The sequence below is a fragment of the Actinomadura sp. 9N215 genome, from assembly GCF_044326345.1.
Lineage (GTDB): Bacteria > Actinomycetota > Actinomycetes > Streptosporangiales > Streptosporangiaceae > Spirillospora.
Genome location: NZ_JBIRBA010000027.1, coordinates 20,534 through 39,032, shown reverse-complemented (window position 1 = coordinate 39,032; position 18,499 = coordinate 20,534). Strand labels below are relative to the sequence as shown.

At 71.4% G+C, this 18,499-nt stretch carries 13 protein-coding genes and 2 tRNA genes; 7 read left to right on the top strand and 8 right to left on the bottom strand.

Going from position 1 to position 18,499, the window contains the following annotated elements; translation table 11 throughout:
- Nucleotides 1-435: 435 nt before the first annotated feature.
- Nucleotides 436-506, bottom strand: a tRNA-Gly gene (locus tag ACH34T_RS34535).
- A gap of 132 nt (nucleotides 507-638) precedes the next feature.
- Here ACH34T_RS34535 and ACH34T_RS34530 point away from each other — a divergent pair.
- Nucleotides 639-712, top strand: a tRNA-Pro gene (locus tag ACH34T_RS34530).
- A gap of 39 nt (nucleotides 713-751) precedes the next feature.
- Here ACH34T_RS34530 and alaS read toward each other — a convergent pair.
- Complete coding sequence (gene alaS, locus ACH34T_RS34525) at nucleotides 752-3,364, bottom strand: alanine--tRNA ligase (protein ID WP_396025164.1); 2,613 nt, start codon at nucleotides 3,362-3,364, stop codon at nucleotides 752-754.
- Nucleotides 3,365-3,577: 213 nt separating this feature from the next.
- Nucleotides 3,578-3,964: a winged helix-turn-helix transcriptional regulator gene (locus ACH34T_RS34520; RefSeq protein ID WP_396025163.1), complete on the bottom strand. Its 387-nt coding sequence runs from the start codon at nucleotides 3,962-3,964 to the stop codon at nucleotides 3,578-3,580.
- Nucleotides 3,965-4,095: 131 nt separating this feature from the next.
- Between ACH34T_RS34520 and ACH34T_RS34515 the strand changes: the two genes are divergently transcribed.
- The 3 genes from ACH34T_RS34515 to ACH34T_RS34505 all read left to right on the top strand — a co-directional run bounded on the left by ACH34T_RS34515 (nucleotide 4,096) and on the right by ACH34T_RS34505 (nucleotide 7,352).
- Nucleotides 4,096-4,686, top strand: coding sequence for a YceI family protein (locus tag ACH34T_RS34515; protein ID WP_396025162.1), 591 nt, complete (start codon nucleotides 4,096-4,098; stop codon nucleotides 4,684-4,686).
- A gap of 115 nt (nucleotides 4,687-4,801) precedes the next feature.
- Nucleotides 4,802-6,109, top strand: coding sequence for an NB-ARC domain-containing protein (locus ACH34T_RS34510; RefSeq protein ID WP_396025161.1), 1,308 nt, complete (start codon nucleotides 4,802-4,804; stop codon nucleotides 6,107-6,109).
- Nucleotides 6,030-7,352 carry a tetratricopeptide repeat protein gene (locus ACH34T_RS34505; RefSeq protein ID WP_396025238.1) on the top strand — a complete coding sequence of 441 codons (1,323 nt, stop codon included), beginning with the start codon at nucleotides 6,030-6,032 and terminating at the stop codon, nucleotides 7,350-7,352. The genes ACH34T_RS34510 and ACH34T_RS34505 overlap by 80 nt, the downstream gene beginning before the upstream one ends.
- Nucleotides 7,353-7,625: 273 nt before the next feature.
- Here ACH34T_RS34505 and ACH34T_RS34500 read toward each other — a convergent pair whose 3' ends face one another.
- Nucleotides 7,626-9,437, bottom strand: coding sequence for a glycosyl hydrolase family 18 protein (locus ACH34T_RS34500; RefSeq protein ID WP_396025160.1), 1,812 nt, complete (start codon nucleotides 9,435-9,437; stop codon nucleotides 7,626-7,628).
- A 195-nt stretch (nucleotides 9,438-9,632) separates the two neighbouring features.
- On the bottom strand, nucleotides 9,633-10,127 hold the full coding sequence (locus tag ACH34T_RS34495; RefSeq protein ID WP_396025159.1) for a MarR family winged helix-turn-helix transcriptional regulator: 495 nt from the start codon (nucleotides 10,125-10,127) through the stop codon (nucleotides 9,633-9,635).
- Nucleotides 10,128-10,188: 61 nt separating this feature from the next.
- Here ACH34T_RS34495 and ACH34T_RS34490 point away from each other — a divergent pair, with 61 nt between their 5' ends.
- Nucleotides 10,189-10,608: a cupin domain-containing protein gene (locus ACH34T_RS34490; RefSeq protein WP_396025158.1), complete on the top strand. Its 420-nt coding sequence runs from the start codon at nucleotides 10,189-10,191 to the stop codon at nucleotides 10,606-10,608.
- A gap of 26 nt (nucleotides 10,609-10,634) precedes the next feature.
- Here the strand turns inward: ACH34T_RS34490 and ACH34T_RS34485 are convergent, their stop codons facing one another.
- Both ACH34T_RS34485 and ACH34T_RS34480 read right to left on the bottom strand, forming a co-directional pair.
- The gene (locus tag ACH34T_RS34485; RefSeq protein ID WP_396025157.1) at nucleotides 10,635-11,279 is read right to left on the bottom strand and encodes a LuxR C-terminal-related transcriptional regulator; all 645 of its coding nucleotides are present in this window, start codon (nucleotides 11,277-11,279) and stop codon (nucleotides 10,635-10,637) included.
- The gene (locus tag ACH34T_RS34480) at nucleotides 11,231-12,541 is read right to left on the bottom strand and encodes a sensor histidine kinase (protein ID WP_396025156.1); all 1,311 of its coding nucleotides are present in this window, start codon (nucleotides 12,539-12,541) and stop codon (nucleotides 11,231-11,233) included. The genes ACH34T_RS34485 and ACH34T_RS34480 overlap by 49 nt, the downstream gene beginning before the upstream one ends.
- 222 nt (nucleotides 12,542-12,763) lie before the next feature.
- Here ACH34T_RS34480 and ACH34T_RS34475 point away from each other — a divergent pair, with 222 nt between their 5' ends.
- The gene (locus ACH34T_RS34475) at nucleotides 12,764-15,313 is read left to right on the top strand and encodes a Tex family protein (RefSeq protein WP_396025155.1); all 2,550 of its coding nucleotides are present in this window, start codon (nucleotides 12,764-12,766) and stop codon (nucleotides 15,311-15,313) included.
- On the opposite strand, the gene ACH34T_RS34470 is transcribed toward ACH34T_RS34475, so the two are convergent.
- A complete protein-coding gene (locus ACH34T_RS34470) occupies nucleotides 15,310-16,446 on the bottom strand; it encodes a hypothetical protein (protein ID WP_396025154.1) in 1,137 nt (378 codons plus the stop codon). The two genes, ACH34T_RS34475 and ACH34T_RS34470, sit on opposite strands and share 4 nt — an antisense overlap.
- Before the next feature lie 308 nt (nucleotides 16,447-16,754).
- Between ACH34T_RS34470 and tig the strand changes: the two genes are divergently transcribed.
- Nucleotides 16,755-18,311, top strand: coding sequence for a trigger factor (gene tig, locus ACH34T_RS34465; RefSeq protein ID WP_396025153.1), 1,557 nt, complete (start codon nucleotides 16,755-16,757; stop codon nucleotides 18,309-18,311).
- Nucleotides 18,312-18,499: the final 188 nt, after the last annotated feature.

Genomic DNA, 18,499 nt, shown 5'->3' with positions numbered 1-18,499 from the left:
CCGGATATCACGGGCAACAGGCCTTGCCCACCACGACGAACGTCGAAACAGCCGCACGTGCCCTTGGGCTGGGGGCGCACGCGCGCTTACGGACTCGCCCGGACGGGAGAGTTCCCCTGCAAATGATCTGTGCGGGTCAGCTACCGCGTCGTCACCGCCTGACCAACGTCGGCTGCTCGGGGTAGGAGCGAACTAGAAAAACGTCCGCTGGCTGATTGCCCGGTTCCCGGCGGGAGCCGGGCAATCAGCGTTGGGCCTGCCTGCTCCTGCGCCGTGTCGACCTTCAATGGGGGCGGTCACGACATGATCATTAAGGTTTGCAGATGAACCAGGATGCGCTCAGGCGTGCCGGATCCCAGTGCCAAAATGGGTGATAAATGATCTTGAAAGAGATTGTCAGGATCGCCCTGCAGGGCTCTGACCTGGAAACGAGAGAGCGGGCGACGGGAATCGAACCCGCGTAGCCAGTTTGGAAGACTGGGGCTCTACCATTGAGCTACGCCCGCGTGCGGAGGAGGGCTGGTGGCCCTCCGATCGCCAACCCGTAGCGTACAGGGTCCGGGGGGCGGACGTGTCATGCGCCGGGCGGGGCCGATCGGGACTAGACTTCTCGCGTCATCGTGCACGGCGGTGGCGTGCGGGCTGTAGCGCAGTTTGGTAGCGCACCGGCTTTGGGTGCCGGGGGTCGTGGGTTCAAATCCCGCCAGCCCGACCGGAACATCGGTCCCGGACGGGCCGGCGGATGTGTCGTTCAGGCCAGCAGGGCGCGGGCGTCGCGCGCCGCGGTGCGGATCGCCTTCGGCAGGTTCTCGGGGTGGCGGCCGCCCGCGTTCGCGATGGGGCCCTTGCCGCCCGCGCCGCCGCCGACCTCGCGTGCCGCGCCGGTCAGGAGGTCGCGGGCCTGGACGCCCTGGCGCGTCGCCGCGACCAGCGCCGCCTTGCCGGACGATTCCGTGCCGAGGATGACGATGCCGCCGGGAAGGCGGTCGAGGATCGTCGTGGCGACGGTGCGGAGGTCCGCGCTGGTCAGGCCGGGGACGAGCGCCGCCACCAGCCGTCCGCCCGGCAGTGGTTCGGCTTGGGACATGAGGCGTTCCGCGTGCGCGTCCAGTTCGGCGCGGCGCATGGTCTCCAGGTGCCGCTGGGTCTCCGCGAGTGTCTCCAGGCGTTGCCGTAGCCGGCCGGGCGCCTGGTCGGGACGGACGTGCAGCAGCTCCGCGAGCTCGCGCAGGAGGTCGCGCTGGTGGTCGTAGTGGCGCAGGGCGTCCGCGCCGGTGAGCGCCTCCACGCGGCGCAGGCCGGTGCCGATGGACGACTCGCCCACGATGTGGACGGGGCCCGCCTGTGAGCCGTGCCCGACATGGGTGCCGCCGCACAGTTCGCGGGACGCGTCGCCGATGTCCACGATGCGGACGTCGTCGCCGTACCTCTCGCCGAACAGCGCCAGCGCGCCCGCCTTCTCCGCCTCGGCGCGGGTCGCCTCCCAGACGCGGACGGCGGGGTCGTCGAGGAGGTAGTCGTTCACGAGGGTCTGGACGGGCGCGGTGTCGACGGGGGAGAAGTGCGCGAAGTCGAAGCGGAGCCGGCCCGGCTCGACACGTGAGCCGCGCTGGGCGGCGTGGTCGCCGAGGAGCCGGCGCAGCATCGCGTGGAGGACGTGGGTCGCGCTGTGGGACCGTGCGGTGGCCGCCCGGCGGTCCGCGTCGACGGTCGCTTCGGCGTCGTCGCCGGGGCGTACTTCGCCGTCCAGGACGCGGACGGTGTGGACGTGCAGGCCGTCCAGGCCCAGCTGGGTGTCGACGACCTGGAGCGCCGCGCCGGAGGTGCGCAGCGTGCCCGTGTCGCCGACCTGGCCGCCCGATTCCGCGTAGAACGGCGTGCGCGTCAGGATCAGTTCGATCTCGTCGCCTTTGGTCGCGGTGCGCAGTGTTCCGCCGGGGCCGACGAGGGACAGGATTTTCGTTTCCGCCGTCGCCGCGGAATAGCCGACGAAAGTGCTGGGGCCGTGTTCCGCGGTGATGCGCCGGTAGGTGTCCTGGCGCGCGACGGCGTCGCCTTTCCGGCCCCGGTTCGCTTGCTGCGCCTGGCGGCGCTGTTCTTCGAGGAGTTCCGCGAATTCGTTCTCGTCGACCATGAGGCCCGCGGAGCGCGCGGCGTCGACGGTCAGGTCGATCGGGAAGCCGTAGGTGTCGTGCAGGTCGAACGCGGTGCGCCCGGAGATGGCGGTCGTCGCGCGGCCGATCGCCGATTCCAGGATCTGCGAGCCCTGGCGCAGCGTTCGTTCGAAGCCTTCCTCCTCGGCCGTGACCACCTGCCGGATGAGGTCGTTTTGCCGCGTCAGTTCCGGCCATGTTCCGCCGAGGTTGTCGATGACGCTGGACGTCAGCGCAGGCAGGCTCAGATCGTCGATGCCGAGTTTGCGCGCGTGGCGGACGGCGCGGCGCATCAGGCGGCGCAGGACGTAGCCTCTGCCGTCGCGCGCGGGCATGACGCCGTCCGCGATGAGGAACGCGATCGAGCGCGAATGTTCGGCGACGATGCGGAAGGACGTGGAATCGTCGCCGCCGTCGCGTCCCGGGTAGCCGCGGCCCGCCATTTCCTGGACGAGCCGGAATGTCGGCGCGAGCAGATCCGTCCCGCAGACCGTGTCGACGTCCTGCAGAATCGCCGCGAGGCGGTCGAGGCCCAGGCCGGTGTCGATGTTCCGCGCGGGCAGTTCGCCGAGAATGGGGTATCCGCTCTTACCGGATCCCTCGCCGCGGAGGTTCTGCATGAAGACGAGGTTCCACAGTTCCTGGTAGCGCTCGCCGTCGGCGGCCGGTCCGCCTTCACGTCCGAAGGACGGCCCCCTGTCGTAGTGGAGTTCGGAGGACGGGCCGCATGGGCCGGGCACGCCCATCGACCAGTAGTTGTCCTCCATGCCGAGGCGCTGGATCCGTTCCGGGGGAACGCCGACGCCGCGCCAGAGTCGTTCGGCTTCGTCGTCGTCCAGGTAGACGGTGACCCATATGCGGCCGGGGTCGAGGTTGTAGTGGCGGGTGAAGAGCTCCCACGCCCAGGAGATCGCCTCCGCCTTGAAGTAGTCGCCGAACGAGAAGTTGCCGAGCATTTCGAAGAACGTCGAATGCCGCGTGGTGCGGCCCACGTTCTCGATGTCGGACGTCCGCGCGCATTTCTGCACGGTCATCAGCCGGGGATGGTCCGGCGTCGTCTCGCCGAGGAAGTATGGCTTGAACTGGTTCATGCCCGCGTTCGTCAGCAGCACCGTCGGGTCGGACGGGATGAGCGGGCTCGACGGCACGACACGGTGGTCGCGCCGCTGGAAGAAGTCGAAAAAGGTCGAACGAATGTCAGAAGAACGCATGGGACGGCCTCACGAGGTCGATGGGATGACGGCGCACACCGCCGAGCCGGGCCGGGCACGACTGCTCGTTCCCCAGCTCGGCGCGGCTAGCTCGCCGTCCCACCTCGTGAAGGTCCATCCCCACCAAGCTACCTCGCCGCCGCTAATGACGGCACACGGTTTTCGGCCGTGGACGGCCCTATGCACGCGCTCAGGACGGCCCTATGCACGCGCTCAGGACGGCCGTTTTAGCGCGTCGATCTCGGCGGCTCGGGCGTCGTAGTCGGCGCGGGCGGCGTCGATCTCGTCGAGGTGGTTCTCGGCCCAGTAGACGAGGGCGTGGGCCGCGTCCATCAGCGTCGCGCCCAGCGGCGTGAGCGAATAGTCGACGCGCGGCGGCATCACCGGATACACGGTCCGGGTGACGATTCCGTCGCGTTCCAGGCCGCGCAGCGTGACGGTGAGCATCCGCTGGCTGATGCCCTCGATCTCGCGTTTGAGTTCGGTGAACCGCTTGGTGCGCTCGCCGAGCAGCGCGATGACCTGCAACGACCATTTGTCGCCGACCCGGTCGAGGATCTCGCGGGCCCGGCAACTCGCCGCGTGCGGCTGCAATCCCATGGTTCTCTCCAGGTGACCGAGGCAGAAAAAAGTGCCTTCTTGTGCCGACTCCGAGGGTGTCCGCACCATGGAGGCGGTTCCGATGGTTCCTGATCGGAACCGCCTTACCATTCATAACCCTAGGAGACACGATGACGACCGAGCTTGTCGAGGTCCCCGGCTACGTCGCGGGCACCTGGACGATCGACCCCGTCCACTCCGGCGTCGGCTTCACGGTCAGGCACCTGATGGTCAGCAAGGTCCGTGGCCGGTTCGGGACGTTCGAGGGCACCCTCGTGACCGCCGACGACCCCCTCGACTCGACCGTGACCGCGTCCATCGACCTGGCCTCGGTCGACACCGGGAACGCGCAGCGGGACGAGCACGTCAGGTCCGCGGACTTCCTGGAGGTCGCCACGTACCCGACCATGACCTACCGCTCCACCGGACTGCGCCGCGGCGGCGAAGGCGAAGGCGACGGCTACGTCCTCGACGGCGAGCTGACCTTGCGCGGGACGACCAGGCAGGTCCCGCTGACGCTGGAGGTCGACGGGTTCGGCCCCGACCCGTTCCGGGAGGACGACCCGTTCAAGGGCGCCCGCGCCGGGTTCACGGCGACCGGCGAGATCAACCGGCTGGAGTTCGGCGTGGGCGACCGCACCACCATCGCGGGCGGCGCGCTGGGGCTGGGGGAGAAGGTCCAGATCGTCCTGGAGATCCAGGCGGTCCTCCAGACCGGCTGAGGGTTCCCGTTCACCTTCCGTTCCCCGGGATGAGTGATCATCCGTAATGGGGTGGAAACGGGCCCGCCGCCCCGCGATCGTGGGGTCGGGACCGGACGGAGGGCGGAGGGACCGGATGCCGGACGAGACGTCCACCGGCGCGGCGCGACCCCTGCCCGAAAGGCGGGCCCGGCTGGCGGCGCCGTGGATCGTCGGCGGTCTCACCGCGGTGATCACGGCGGTGACGACGTCGCTGGACGCGCTGGATCTCGCGGCCCCCGTCCAGATCCTGGTCACCAGCGGCGTCGCGCTCCTGGCGGGGATCGCGGCGTGGGGGACGCAGCAGGCCCCGCCCGGCGGCGAGCGCTCCGCCGACCGGGACGAGGCCGGGTCCGGGGTCGCGCCGGCGCAGCTCCCGCCCGTGATCGCGCACTTCACCGGGCGGGACGGATCGCTCGCCGAGCTGCGCCGCGCGGTCGCCGACGGTTCGGGCTCCCCGGCGTCGCCGCTGGTCGTGTCGCTGCACGGCCCGGCCGGGGTCGGCAAGTCGTCGCTGGCGGCCCGGTTCGCGCACGAGATCGCCGCCGAGTACCCCGACGGCTGCCTGTACTTCGACCTGCGCGGGACGGGCGACGCCCGCGCCGAGCCGGAGGAGGTGCTGATCGGGTTCCTGCAGGCGCTGGGCGTCCGGCTGTCCACCGACCCCGGCGGGCTGCCGGAGCTGCAGAAGTTGTGGTGGACGTGGACGAAGGGCCGCCGCCTGCTCGTCCTGCTCGACAACGCCCGCGACGCCGACCAGGTGCGGGCGCTGCTGCCGCCCGTCGGGGGCTGCGCGGTGATCGTGACGTCGCGGCAGCCGCTGCACCTGCGCAACACGTTCGACCGGCGGCTGCGGGAGTTCACCGACGACACGGCGGTGGAGCTGCTCGGCCGGCTCGCGGGCCGGGAGCGGATCGCCCGCGACCCGGCGGCGGCCGCCGAGATCGCCGAGCTGTGCGGATACCTGCCGCTCGCGATCGGGATCTGCGGCGGCCGCCTCGCCGCCCGCGAGTCGTGGACGCCGCGCGCCATGGCCGACCGGCTCGCCGACGAGCGCCGACGAGCGCCGCCGCCGGCTGGACGAGCTGGAGACCGCCCGCGACATCGACACCAGCGTCCGGGCGAGCCTGGCGCTCAGCTACGACGACTGCAGCCGGACGCAACGCCGCCTGCTGCGCACCCTGGCCATGCTGGACGCGCCCGACGTGCAGGCGTGGGCGGCGGGCGCGCTGCTCGGCGTGTCCGACCTGGAGGGCGACGACCAGCTGGAGGCCCTGGTCGACGCGCAGCTCGTCGAGTGCTCCGGGACGGACGCCACCGGACGGATGCGGTACCGCCTGCACGACCTCGTCCGCCTCTACGCGCTGGAACGGACGGAAGTGGAGGACGCCGAACACGAGCGTGACGCCGCCCTGGAACGCGTCCTCGACGGCTACCGCGAACGCGCCGAACGGGTGGCCGCGAGCCGCTGGCCCCAGGACTGGCACCGCCGAGCGGGCGAGGCGCCCGCCTCCGAGTACTCGGCGCCCGACTGGCTGACGAGCGAGCGTCCCGCCCTTCTCGCGCTCCTCGCGCAAGGCGCGGAACACGAAATGTGGAGTCTGGTGTGGCGCCTTGGCCGCGCCACCTGCTCGCTGTTCCATTCGCTGCGCATGTTCTGGCCGGAGTGGCGGGCGGCGGCCGAACTGACCTACACGGTCGCCACCCACATGAACGACGACCAGTCCCTGGGGATCGCCTTGCTGGAGCGGTCGTCCGTCCAGGGCAACCAAGGGCTCATGGAGAGCGCGTACAACGACGCGTCCGAGGCGCTCCGCATCTTCACCGGCGGCAGGGAGCGGTGGTGGCGCGCCCGCGCGCTCCGCGCCGTCGGCATGTGCCTGCGGGACGCCGGCAACGTCGACGAGGGCCAGGGCTACCTCATCGAGGCGATCGACGCGTTCACCGAGGAGGACGACGCCTGGTGGCGGGCCAGGACGCAGCGCAACCTCGCCGAGCTGAGGCTGGCCCAGCGCCGCTACGCGGAGGCCCGCGGCCTGCTCGAAGAGGCGCTGCGGGTGTTCCAGCGCAACGGCAACCGGTACTCGGAGGCGCAGACGCTCCGCGCGCTCGGGGAGGTCCTGGCCGCCGAGGCGCGGGCGCTCCGCGGGTCCGGCGACCACGCGGCCGCCGACGTGAAGCACAGCCTGGCGGCGCCGACGCTGGAGCGGGCGATCGAGGCGTTCCGGCTGCGCGGCGAGCAGTGGGAGGCGGCCCGCTGCCTGCGCGCCGCCGGCGAGACCGGCGACCCGCGCAACGGGCTGCGGGAGCTGAGGTTCGTCCGCGAGTCCGCGCGGGCGCTGGAGGCGCTCGGCGACACGTGGGGCCTCGCCCGCAGCCGCCTGTCGGAGGGCCGCGCCCTCGGCCGGCTGGGACGGCACGACGAGGCGGCCGAGGCGCTGCGCCGGTCCGTCGAGGCGTTCGACGAGCTCGGCGACCGCTGGTGGCAGGCCCGGAGCCGCCGCACCCTCGCCGAGGTGCTGCTGGACGCGGGCCGCCGCGACCAGGCCGCCGCCCCCGCCCGCGAGGCCCTCGACCTGTACCGCAGCCTCGGCAACGCGTCTGGCGAGGCCCGCGCCCGCGCCGTCCTCGCCCGCACCGACGGCTGACGCAGCGCGTCGCGCTCCGACGGCTGATGCCGCGCGTCGAGTACCGCGCACCGACGGCTGGACGCGGCGCGTCGAGCGCCGCGCGGGGGCCGCCCAGGCTGATCTGGCGCAAGGCCCCCGGACGGACGCCGACCCAGGGCGCGCCCTGGTAGCTCCGGCGCGCCCTGGGAAGGGGAGGGCCCCTGACCGGCGTCCGGTTGGTCAGGGGCCCGATGTCTCGGCTGCCTTAAGGGGCTGGGAGGACCCCCTCTGCGAACAGCTCAGCCGAGACCGCTATTTGATGGCGGAGATGAGCTCACCGTTGCCGGTGTCGCCGCTGAGCTCCCAGAAGAACGTGCCGCCCAGTCCCTCGGACGCGGCCCAGTTCGACTTTCCGCCGATGGTGGAAGGTGTGTCGTAGCTCCACCACTGGTTACCGCAGAAGGCGTAGGCGGTCCCGGCGATGGTGCCGTTCGAGGGGCATCTTCCCTTGATGTCCTTGTAGTCCTCGATGCCCTGCTCGTACTTGCCGGGCGCGGGGCCGGTGGCCGTCCCGCCGGGTTCCTTCTGGGTGACGCCCGTCCATCCGCGGCCGTAGAAGCCGAGCCCCATCAGGAGCTTGTTGCCGGGGATGCCGAGCCCCTTCAGCTTGGCGATGGTGTCCGCCGTGTTGAAGCCCTCGTGCGGGATGCCCGGGTAGGACGTGAGCGGCGAGTGCGGCGCCGTCGGGCCCTTCGCGTCCCATGCCCCGAAGTAGTCGTAGGTCATGGGCAGGTACCAGTCGACGTACTGCGACGCGCCCTTGTAGTCGGCCGCGTCCATCTTGCCGCCCGAGCTGGCGTCCGCGGTGATCGCGGCCGTCACGAGGTTGCTCGACCCGAACTTGGTCCGCAGCGCGGACAGCAGGTTCTTGAACGAGTCCTTGCCGCTGGTGTCGCAGGAGAGACCGCAGGCGTTCGGGTACTCCCAGTCGATGTCGATGCCGTCGAACACGTCCGCCCAGCGCGAGTCCTCGACCAGGTTGTAGCAGGACTCGGCGAACGCCGCCGGGTTCTGCGCGGCCTGGCCGAAGCCGCCGGACCACGTCCAGCCGCCGAACGACCAGAGGATCTTCAGGTTCGGGTGCTTCTTCTTCAGCTTCCGGAGCTGGTTGAAGTTGCCGCGCAGGGGCTGGTCCCACGTGTCGGCGACGCCGTCGACGCTCTGGTCGGCGCCGTACGCCTTCTCGTAGTCGGCGTAACCGTCGCCGATGGTGCACCGGCCGCCCTGGACGTTGCCGAACGCGTAGTTGATGTGCGTCAGCTTGTTGGCGGAGCCGCTCGTCTCGATGTTCTTGACGTGGTAGTTCCGCTGGTAGACGCCCCAGTTGACGAAGTAGCCGATGACCCGGTCGGCGGAGCTGTTGCCCCCTTCGTCGGTGGTGACCTGAAGGGGAGCGGAGGCGAGGGAGCTCTTCCCTGAGGCGTCGTTCGCCTTGACCACGAACGTGTAGGCGGTCTTGGGAGTGAGGCCGCTGATGGAGACGCTGGTCTCGGTCACCGCGGCGACCTTGGTGGTGTCGCCCTGGTACACGTCGTAGCCGGTGACGCCCACGTCGTCGGTGGACGCGTCCCACGCGAGCGAGACGGTCGTGGCGGTCTTGCCGGTGACACGGAGGCCCGCGGGGGTGCTGGGAGCCTCGGTGTCCTCGCCGGTGCCGCTGCCGTCGCAGGCCACGCCGTTGATCTTGCAGCCGGTGAACCAGCCCGACCCGGTCCCGTTGAAGCCGAAACTCGTCGTCGTGTTGGCGCCCAGCGTGTTGCTCCACGTCGGGTTGGTGAAGGTGTAGTGGTTACCGGAAACGGTCTTGGTGGCGTTCCATACCGACGTCACGCTCGTCCCGGATGGCAGGTCACCTTCGACCTTCCAGCCGTTCAAGGGGGCGTTCGTCCCGTTCGTGATCGTGCACGTGCCGCCAAAGCCGGAGCCCCAGTCCTGGGTCTTCTTACACTCGGCGGTGACCGTCCCGGCCGAGGACGCCGGTGGCGCCGCCAGCAGGGCGGTGGCGACCGCCAGGGTTGCTGCGCCGGCGAGCGCGATGGCCCGCCGTCCGCCCGGTCTTGACATGATTCTCCGTTCGTTCGGCCCCCGAAGCAAACAGGAATCCCCGCATAAATTCTTAGGAAACTTTCCTAAGAATTGGGGGGATCGTAACCGGGTGGAACGGTGCGTTCAAGAGCCCAGCGGCTGGTCGGACGCAATGGCGCCGGTGGTCTAAGCGGCTGCCTGGGCACATACGGGCCCGTACCCGCCAAGAAAATTTCAGGCCGAGCCGAACCAGCCCGGCGCGTCGAGCCGCCACGGGTCGTCCGGCGTGACCCGGCGGAGATCGTGCTCCAGGGCCCGGACGCGGCCGGCGCCGAGCCGCCGGACCCAGTCGTCCCGGATCCGGTCGAAGATCCGCGCGGAGCGGGCCAGCGAGTCCGCGCCGCGCGCGGTCAGCCGGACGATCTTGCGCCGCGCGTCGGCCGGGTCCGCGCCCCGCTCGACGTACCCGGCGCGCTCCAGCGACTCGACCATCTTGCCCGCGGCCTGCTTGGACACCCCGAGCCGCCGGCCGAGCTCCACCGCGGTCGTGCCGTCCGGGCCGATGGCCTGGAAGACGAAGCCGTGCATGGGACGCAGGCCGGGATGCCCCTGCTCGGCCAGCTCGGCGTGCACCTCGTCGACGATCACGCGGAAGGCGAGGAAGAGCCGCAGCGGCAGCTCGTACCCGGGCGCGTCGGCGGGCCCCTCGGCGGGCTCGTGGCTTGACATAAAAGACAACCTCATTGACTATAAGGACAACCGTGTTGTCCAATCTAGGGGATCGGGTCCCATGACGCTCATCCGCGACACCGAAAGCCGCCGCACCGGCACGCCGAACGGCACCATGACCACCCTCGCGACGCCCACCCAGGGCGGCACCGAAGGCATCGCGCTCTGGCGCGTCGACATGGCGCCCGGCAGGACCGGGCCGCTGCACGCCTTCGACACCGAGCAGATCTGGACGTTCCTGGACGGCACCGCCACCGTCGACCTGGACGGACGCAAGCTGGAGGCGGGCCCGGGCGACACCGTCGTCCTGCCCGCCGGCGTCCCGCGCCAGCTGACCTCGCGGCCCGACGCCGGATTCACCGCCGTCGTCGCCGCCCACGCCGGCTGCCTCGCCTACGACCCGGACGCGCTCGTGGACGAAACGAGATGCGACATCGCCCCCCAGGGCGACGAGCGGCTCGTCCCACCCTGGGCGAAGTAGACCGGCGAGGTAGACCGGCGAGAAGGTCAGGTGCCCAGGTAGGCGAGGACGGCGAGGACGCGGCGATTGTCGTCCTCGGACTGCGGCAGCCCGAGCTTGCCGAAGATGCTGTTCGTGTGCTTGCTGATCGCCTTCTCGGTGACGAACAGCTTCCCGGCGATCGCCGCGTTCGACCGGCCCTCCGCCATCAGCCCGAGCACCTCCCGCTCGCGGGGGGTCAGCTGCTGCAGCGGCTCCTCGCGGGCGTGCCGGGTCAGCAGCTGCGCGACCACGTCCGGGTCGAGGGCGGTGCCGCCGTCCGCGACCCGGCGCACCGCCTCCACGAACACCTTGACGTCCGACACCCGGTCCTTCAGCAGGTAGCCGATGCCGCCCGTGCTGTCCGACAGCAGCTCCCGCGCGTAGAGCTGCTCGACGTGCTGCGACAGCACGAGCACCGGCAGCCCCGGGATCTCGCGCCGCGCCTCAAGCGCCGCCCGCAGGCCCTCGTCGGTGAACGTCGGCGGGAGCCGCACGTCCACGACCGCCACGTCCGGACGATGCGTCATCAGCGCCCGCTGGAGGGAAGGCCCGTTGTCGACGGCCTCGACGACCTCGAAGCCGAACGCGCCGAGCAGGCGGATCAGCCCGTCTCTGAGGAGGGCGAGATCTTCGGCGATGACAACGCGCACGGCAGCTCCATGGTCACGACGGTCGGCCCGCCGGGCGGGCTCGTCACCGCCATGGTCCCATCGAAGGCCGCCAGCCTGCGCTCGATCCCGCGCATCCCGGACCCCCGCGCGGGGTCGGCCCCGCCCGTCCCGTCGTCCCCGACGATCATAAGCAGCCGGCCGTCCGCGTGCTCGATCTGCAGCCACGCGCTGTGCGCGCCCGAGTGCTTGACGACGTTCGCCAGCATCTCCGCGACCGCGAAGTACGCCGCCGACTCGACCGGCGCGTCGGGACGTCCAGGCAGATCGGTCCGGACGTCCACCGGCAGCGGCAGGCTCAGCGCCAGCGCCCGGACGGCCCCGTCCAGCCCCCGCTCGGCCAGCACCGGCGGGTGGATCCCCCGCACCAGGTCGCGGAGCTCCGTCAGCGCCGTCCCGCTCGCCGCGCGGGCCTCGGCGAGGAGCTGCTGCGCGGTCTCCGGATCATGCTTCATCATCTCCTCGGCGAGCCCGATGTTCATGCTCAGCGCGACCAGCCGGGCCTGCGCGCCGTCGTGCAGGTCCCGCTCGATGCGGCGCAGCTCGGCGGCCGACGCGTCCACCGTCTCCGACCGCGTCTCCGTCAGCCGCTGGACGCGCTCGGTCAGCGCGGCCCGCGTCGGCGCGAGCAGCGCCTGGCAGAACAGCGCGTGCGCCTTCAGGAAGAACGGCCCCACCGGGACGGACACCGCCACCAGCACCGCGCCGAGGACGACGGTGGCGAGGCTCCCGAGCACCCCGTAGTCGTCCAGCGGCCAGAACGGGCCCCAGCCGTACTCGGTGATCTGCGCGAGCCACGGCGCGACGAACACGCCCTCCAGCCCGTAGATCCCCAGCAGCCCGCCGAGGATCCCGAGGACGAGCGCGACGGGCACGTTCAGGAACGTCCACAACAGGTCACGCCACGTCGCCGGGTCGGAGAACAGCCACCTCAGCCGCGCGAACGGCCCGAGCCCGCCCGGCGGCTCCGGCCGGTACGGGACGGGGATCTCCACGCCCCACCACTCGGCCGCCCACACGCGCTGCTGGTTGGCGACCGCGCGGATCGCCTGCATCATCACCGGCGTGAGCACCACGCCCACCCCCAGCGGGATGAACGCGATCGACAGCACCGCGAGGATGAACAGCGGCAGGTTCGCCACGTACGCCATCACGATCTGGATCACGGCGCGGACGATGCTGGTGAAGGCACGCCGCCCATACGCGCCGAATCGCGGCCCGATGACGACTTCGCGGTCGCTCACCATTCCTCCACGGGGTGCTGTGTCCGGTAGGTCCCGACTCCTTCATTGTGGTCGACCGGCGCCCGCCGCTCGGTGGTGCCAGGCCCCCTATTCGCGGCGCGGACGGTGGACCTAGACCTACCCTGCCCTTGTGCGATACCTGTTCGGCGGGGCCGGGGGCCACCTCGTCCCGCTGTCCGGCGCCGACTGTGGGATAACTCAGACTGAAAGCGAAAACGAGCTGTGACAGCGACCATCAGCCAGACGTCCGCAGGCCAGGACGGCCCGCCGCCCATCACCCAGCGCATCGCCGAGGAGATCGGCGTCGGCGAGGGCCAGGTGCGGGTCGCGGTGGACCTGCTCGACGGCGGGGCGACCGTCCCGTTCATCGCCCGCTACCGCAAGGAGGCGACCGGGACGCTCGACGACGCCCAGCTCCGCGCGCTGGAGGAGCGGCTGCGCTACCTGCGCGAGCTGGACGAGCGCCGCGCAGCGATCCTGGAGTCGATCGAGTCGCAGGGCAAGCTCACCGGCGAGCTGAGGTCCCAGATCATGGCGGCCGACTCCAAGGCGCGCCTTGAGGACATCTACCTCCCGTACAAGCCGAAGCGGCGCACCAAGGCGCAGATCGCCCGCGAGGCCGGGCTCGAACCGCTCGCTGACCTGCTGCTGAACGACCCGTCCCACGACCCGCAGGCCGCCGCCGCCAGCTATGTGGACGCCGGCAAGGGCGTCGCCGACGCGGCCGCGGCGCTGGAGGGCGCCCGCTCCATCCTCGTCGAGCGGTTCGGCGAGGACGCCGACCTCATCGGCGCGCTGCGCGAGCGCATGTGGAACCGGGGCCGGATGGTGTCGCGCGTCCGGGACGGCAAGCAGGAGGCGGGCGCGAAGTTCTCCGACTACTTCGAGTTCGCCGAGCCGTTCGCGAAGCTGCCCTCGCATCGCGTGCTGGCGCTGTTCCGCGGCGAGAAGGAAGAGGTCCTCGACCTCGACCTGGAGCCGGAGGACGAGCCGGAGCCGGGGGAGCGCACCTCCTACGAGATGGAGATCGCGCGCCGGTTCCAGATCGTCGACCAGGGCCGTCCGGCCGACAAGTGGCTGGCCGAGGTGGTCCGCTGGGCGTGGCGCACCCGGATCCTGGTGCACCTCGGCATCGACCTGCGCACGCGGCTCCGCCAGGAGGCCGAGGACGAGGCCGTCCGCGTCTTCGCCGCGAACCTGCGCGACCTGCTGCTCGCCGCGCCCGCCGGGACCCGCGCGACCATGGGCCTCGACCCCGGCCTGCGCACCGGCGTCAAGGTCGCCGTCGTGGACGCCACCGGCAAGGTCGTCGCCACCGACACGATCTACCCCCACGAACCGCGCCGGAAATGGGACGAGTCGATCGAGACCCTCGCGGGGCTCGCCCGCGCGCACAACGTCGACCTGGTCTCCATCGGCAACGGCACCGCGTCCCGGGAGACCGACAAGCTCGCCGCCGACCTGATCGCCCGGCACCCCGACCTCAAGCTCACCAAGATCATGGTGTCGGAGGCGGGCGCGTCGGTGTACTCGGCGTCGGAGTACGCGGGCCGCGAGCTGCCCGGCATGGACGTGTCGCTGCGCGGCGCCGTCTCCATCGCCCGCCGCCTCCAGGACCCGCTCGCCGAGCTCGTCAAGATCGACCCGAAGTCGATCGGGGTCGGGCAGTACCAGCACGACGTGTCCGAGGTGAAGCTGTCCCGCTCCCTCGACGCCGTCGTCGAGGACTGCGTGAACGCCGTCGGCGTCGACGTGAACACCGCGTCCGCGCCGCTGCTCACCCGCGTGTCCGGCATCGGCGAGGGGCTGGCCGAGAACATCGTCGCGCACCGCGACGCCAACGGCCCGTTCCGCAGCCGCCGCGGGCTGAAGGACGTCCCGCGGCTCGGCCCGAAGGCGTTCGAGCAGTGCGCCGGGTTCCTGCGCATCCCCGGCGGGGACGACCCGCTCGACGCGTCCAGCGTGCACCCGGAGGCGTACCCGGTCGTCCGGCGGATCCTGGACGCGGCGGGCAACGACCTCAAGGCCCTCATCGGCAACTCCGCCGCGCTCCGCGCGCTGCGGCCCGCCGACTTCGTGGACGGCGCGTTCGGGCTGCCGACCGTCACCGACATCCTCGCCGAACTGGAGAAGCCCGGCCGCGACCCGCGCCCGGCGTTCAGGACCGCGACGTTCAAGGAGGGCGTCGACAAACTCGCCGACCTCGAACCCGGCATGATCCTGGAGGGCGTCGTCACCAACGTGGCCGCGTTCGGCGCGTTCGTGGACGTCGGCGTGCACCAGGACGGGCTCGTCCACATCTCCGCGATGTCCGCCAAGTTCGTCTCCGACCCGCGCGAGGTCGTCAAGCCCGGCGACATCGTCCGCGTGAAGGTCCTGGACGTCGACCTGCAGCGCAAGCGCATCTCGCTGACGCTCCGCCTCGACGACGAGCCCGGCCGCGACCAGCAGGGCGGCGGACGGCAGAAGGGGCGTCAGGGCGAGCGGCGCGACGGCGGCGGCCGCCAGAACCGCGGCGGTCAGGGCGGTCAGGGCGGCCAGGGCGGTCAGGGCGGCCAGGGCGGCCAGGGCGGCCAAGGCGGTGGGCGAGGCCAAGCCCGCGGCGGGCAGGGCGGCGGACGCGGCCAAGGCCGTGGCGGCGGCGAGGGCCGTGGCGGTCAGGACGGCGGCGGGGGCGGCGGCGCCATGGCCGACGCCCTCCGCCGGGCCGGCCTGGACAAGGGCCTCCCCGGCAAGGACGGCAAGGACGGCAAGAACCGCAGGGGCCGCTAGTCGCTGAACCCGCGCCAGCGCCCGTCCGACCCCGTCTCGGTCGGAGTGGGGGCATGCGGACGGACGGGACGCCGCGGCGGCGTCGGCTCCGGACGCTCGTCCCGGCCCCGGCCGAGCAGGTCCTGCGCGTGCGGGGAGCGCTGCTGCGGCACCGGCGCGGCATACGGCATCCGCTGATCCGCCTGCGCGGCCGGTCGCCTGCCGGACGCGCGCTCGCCGAACGGGTCCCGCGCGGACGACGCGCCCTCGCGGGACGACGTCCGCGGCTCGTCCGCGATGGGCCGGTGCCGCGGGAACTGCACGACGGCGACCGCGCCGAGCACCAGCGCGCCCAGCCGCATCCCCGAGTGCGCCATGTCCCGCGGCCACGGCTCTCCGTACAGGAACGTTCCCATCGTCAGCAGGTACGTCTTGGCCGCCACCGTCATCACGGTCGACACGATCGAGACCCGGCAGCGCTGGAACGCCATGACCATGATCCCGAACCCGATCGCCGCCGAGAACACCGTCAGGTACGGCCACGGCGTCAGGACGATCTCCAGCCGGGCGGCGTCCGCGTGGTCGCTCCACCCCTTGATCGCCAGTTCCGCCGTCCCGACCGGGAAGCCCGAGCCCAGCCCGTAGGCGATGCCGGTGACCGGGCGGGCGTGCCGCCCGTCCGGCCGGTGGTCGCCGAGCATGAGGATCAGCACCGGCACCGCGATCGCCGGGGCGACCACGACCGCGATCCTCCACAGCGGCGCGTCCGCCCGGCCGATCGGCTCGTCCCCGCTGAGCGAGGCGGTGAGCAGCAGGATCGCGCCGCCGATCAGCAGCAGGCTCAGCCACTCGCGCGCGGTGAGCCGCTCGCCGAAGAACACCAGCGCGATCAGCAGCAGCGGGACCATGCCGGACATGAAGATCGGCACGGCGGTGGACAGCGGCAGGTTCCGGAGCGCCATGATCTGCAGGCTGAGGCCGCCGAGCACGAACGCCAGCGCGATCAGGAAGACCCAGTTGCCGACGATCGTCCAGGTCATGTGCAGGATGCGGTTGCCCCGGAGCGGGGCCATCCGGTCCGCCGCCACCTTGAAGAAGGCGAACCCGAGGTAGTAGAGACCGGTCGCACTGAAGGCCGCGGCTATCCCGTTCATCCCGGACGAGTATGGGGGTTCTGGTGCTGGATGTCACTGCCTGTGCGGGATTGCTAACGCTGATTCGCCGGTATCGGGGGCGTCCGATGTCCGCAGCCGCCGCCGCTACCCCATAGACTTGGCCGCGCGAAGGCGCGGAGCCGTGTCCGGCGTGCCCGCGCCGCCGAGAGACTGACCGGCCGATGGACGACGCGGACGGGCCCACGAGACGGAGGCCGCCGCGCGGAGGCCGAGGGCCGCCGGCAGCACCCAGAAGCACGCGTCGAACGCCGCGGCGAGAAAGCGCCCGATCAAGGAGACCGACCCCAGTGAAGACCGATGTCGAGGAGCTGACCCCCACGCGGGTCAAGCTCACCGTCGAGGTTCCGTTCGACGAGCTCAAGCCGAACCTCGACAAGGCGTACAAGGAGATCTCGCAGCAGGTGCGGATCAAGGGCTTCCGGCCCGGCAAGGTCCCCGCCCCGCTGATCGACAAGTACGTCGGCCGGTCCGCGGTGCTGCAGGAGGCGGTCAACGACGCGCTTCCCGGGCTGTACGGCCGCGCCGTCGAGGAGACCGAGATCTTCGTGCTCGGGCAGCCCGACGTCGAGGTGACCGAACTGGAGGACGGCACCCAGTTCGCGTTCACCGCCGAGGTCGACATCCGGCCGAAGTTCGAGGTGCCCGACTACGACGGCCTGGAGGTCGTCGTCGACGACGCCGAGGTCACCGACGAGCAGGTCGACGAGACCATCGGCAACCTGCGCGAGCGGTTCGCGTCGCTGACCGCCGCGGAGCGGGCCGTCGAGGAGGGCGACTTCGCCACCGTCGACCTGGTCGCCAAGATCGACGGCGAGGAGGTCGAGGACGCGTCCACGTCCGGCTACTCCTACGAGGTCGGCAGCAAGTCGGCCGTCGAGGGCTTGGACGACGCGCTCATCGGGCTCGCCGCGGGCGAGGACGCCACGTTCACCAGCACCCTGACCGGCGGCGAGCACGCCGGCGAGGAGGCCGAGATCACGGCCACCGTGCAGAGCGTGAAGATCAAGAACCTGCCCGACCTGGACGACGAGTTCGCCCAGCTCGCCAGCGAGTTCGACACGATCGACGAGCTCCGCGACGACGTCCGGACGCGGCTCGGCCGCCAGGTCAGGGCGCAGCAGCTGTCCGACGCCCGCGACAAGGCCCTCGAGGCGCTGCTGGAGAAGATCGACATCCCGCTCCCCGAGAAGGTCGTGGACGAGGAGGTCGGCCGCCGCAACCAGCAGCTGGAGCAGCAGCTCCAGATGGCCGGCATGACCAAGGAGGACTACCTCAAGGACGAGGAGAAGTCCGAGGAGGAGTTCGACACCGAGGTCGCCGACGCGGCCAGGCTCGCGGTGAAGGGCGGCTTCGTCCTCGACCAGCTCGCCGTCCAGGAGGAGCTGAACGTCGAGAACGAGGAGCTCAGCGAGTACGTCGTCACGCAGGCCATGCAGATGGGCGTGCAGCCGCAGCAGCTCGCCCAGTACCTCACCGACAACAATCAGCTTCCGGCGATCGTGTCCGAGGTGCTGCGCAGCAAGGCGCTGAACCTCGTCGTCGGGCACGTCACCGTCAAGGACGAGTCGGGCAACGTCATCGACGTCGAGGCCGTCCAGCGCGAGCTGAGCGGCGAGACCGTCGATGCCGAGACCGACACGGACACCGCCGAGCCCGACACGGACACCGCCGACGCCGCCGAGCAGGCCGCCGAAGTCGACCAGACCGACGCCGCCGCGCAGACCGAGCCGGAGCCGGAGCCGGAGGCCTCGGAGGCCGAGGAGACGCCCGAAGACGTGGCTGAGGCCGCCGCTGACGAGTCCCCGGCCGCCCAGCCGGAGGAGGCCCAGGACAAGTCCTCCTAGGACTTTCTGGACGTTCTGCACAGCACGGGACACGCCCCGCATCCGTACACCGGGTGCGGGGCGTGTCGCGTATTCCCGTGACACGCCCGGTCGCGAGCGGGTACGCCCCTGGCGAAAAGGCGGCCCCACGGGCTTAAGCGGGCCCGTGAGCGCGTTAATGTCCAATCATCCGAACCGATTAAAAGGAC

Excerpts from the sequence above, each read along its gene's own strand:
- alaS (WP_396025164.1), bottom strand. The coding sequence starts at position 3,364 with ATGCGTTCTTCTGACATTCGTTCGACCTTTTTCGACTTCTTCCAGCGG.
- ACH34T_RS34520 (WP_396025163.1), bottom strand. The coding sequence starts at position 3,964 with ATGGGATTGCAGCCGCACGCGGCGAGTTGCCGGGCCCGCGAGATCCTC.
- ACH34T_RS34515 (WP_396025162.1), top strand. The coding sequence starts at position 4,096 with ATGACGACCGAGCTTGTCGAGGTCCCCGGCTACGTCGCGGGCACCTGG.
- ACH34T_RS34510 (WP_396025161.1), top strand. The coding sequence starts at position 4,802 with ATGCCGGACGAGACGTCCACCGGCGCGGCGCGACCCCTGCCCGAAAGG.
- ACH34T_RS34505 (WP_396025238.1), top strand. The coding sequence starts at position 6,030 with ATGCGGTACCGCCTGCACGACCTCGTCCGCCTCTACGCGCTGGAACGG.
- ACH34T_RS34500 (WP_396025160.1), bottom strand. The coding sequence starts at position 9,437 with ATGTCAAGACCGGGCGGACGGCGGGCCATCGCGCTCGCCGGCGCAGCA.
- ACH34T_RS34495 (WP_396025159.1), bottom strand. The coding sequence starts at position 10,127 with ATGTCAAGCCACGAGCCCGCCGAGGGGCCCGCCGACGCGCCCGGGTAC.
- ACH34T_RS34490 (WP_396025158.1), top strand. The coding sequence starts at position 10,189 with ATGACGCTCATCCGCGACACCGAAAGCCGCCGCACCGGCACGCCGAAC.
- ACH34T_RS34470 (WP_396025154.1), bottom strand. The coding sequence starts at position 16,446 with ATGAACGGGATAGCCGCGGCCTTCAGTGCGACCGGTCTCTACTACCTC.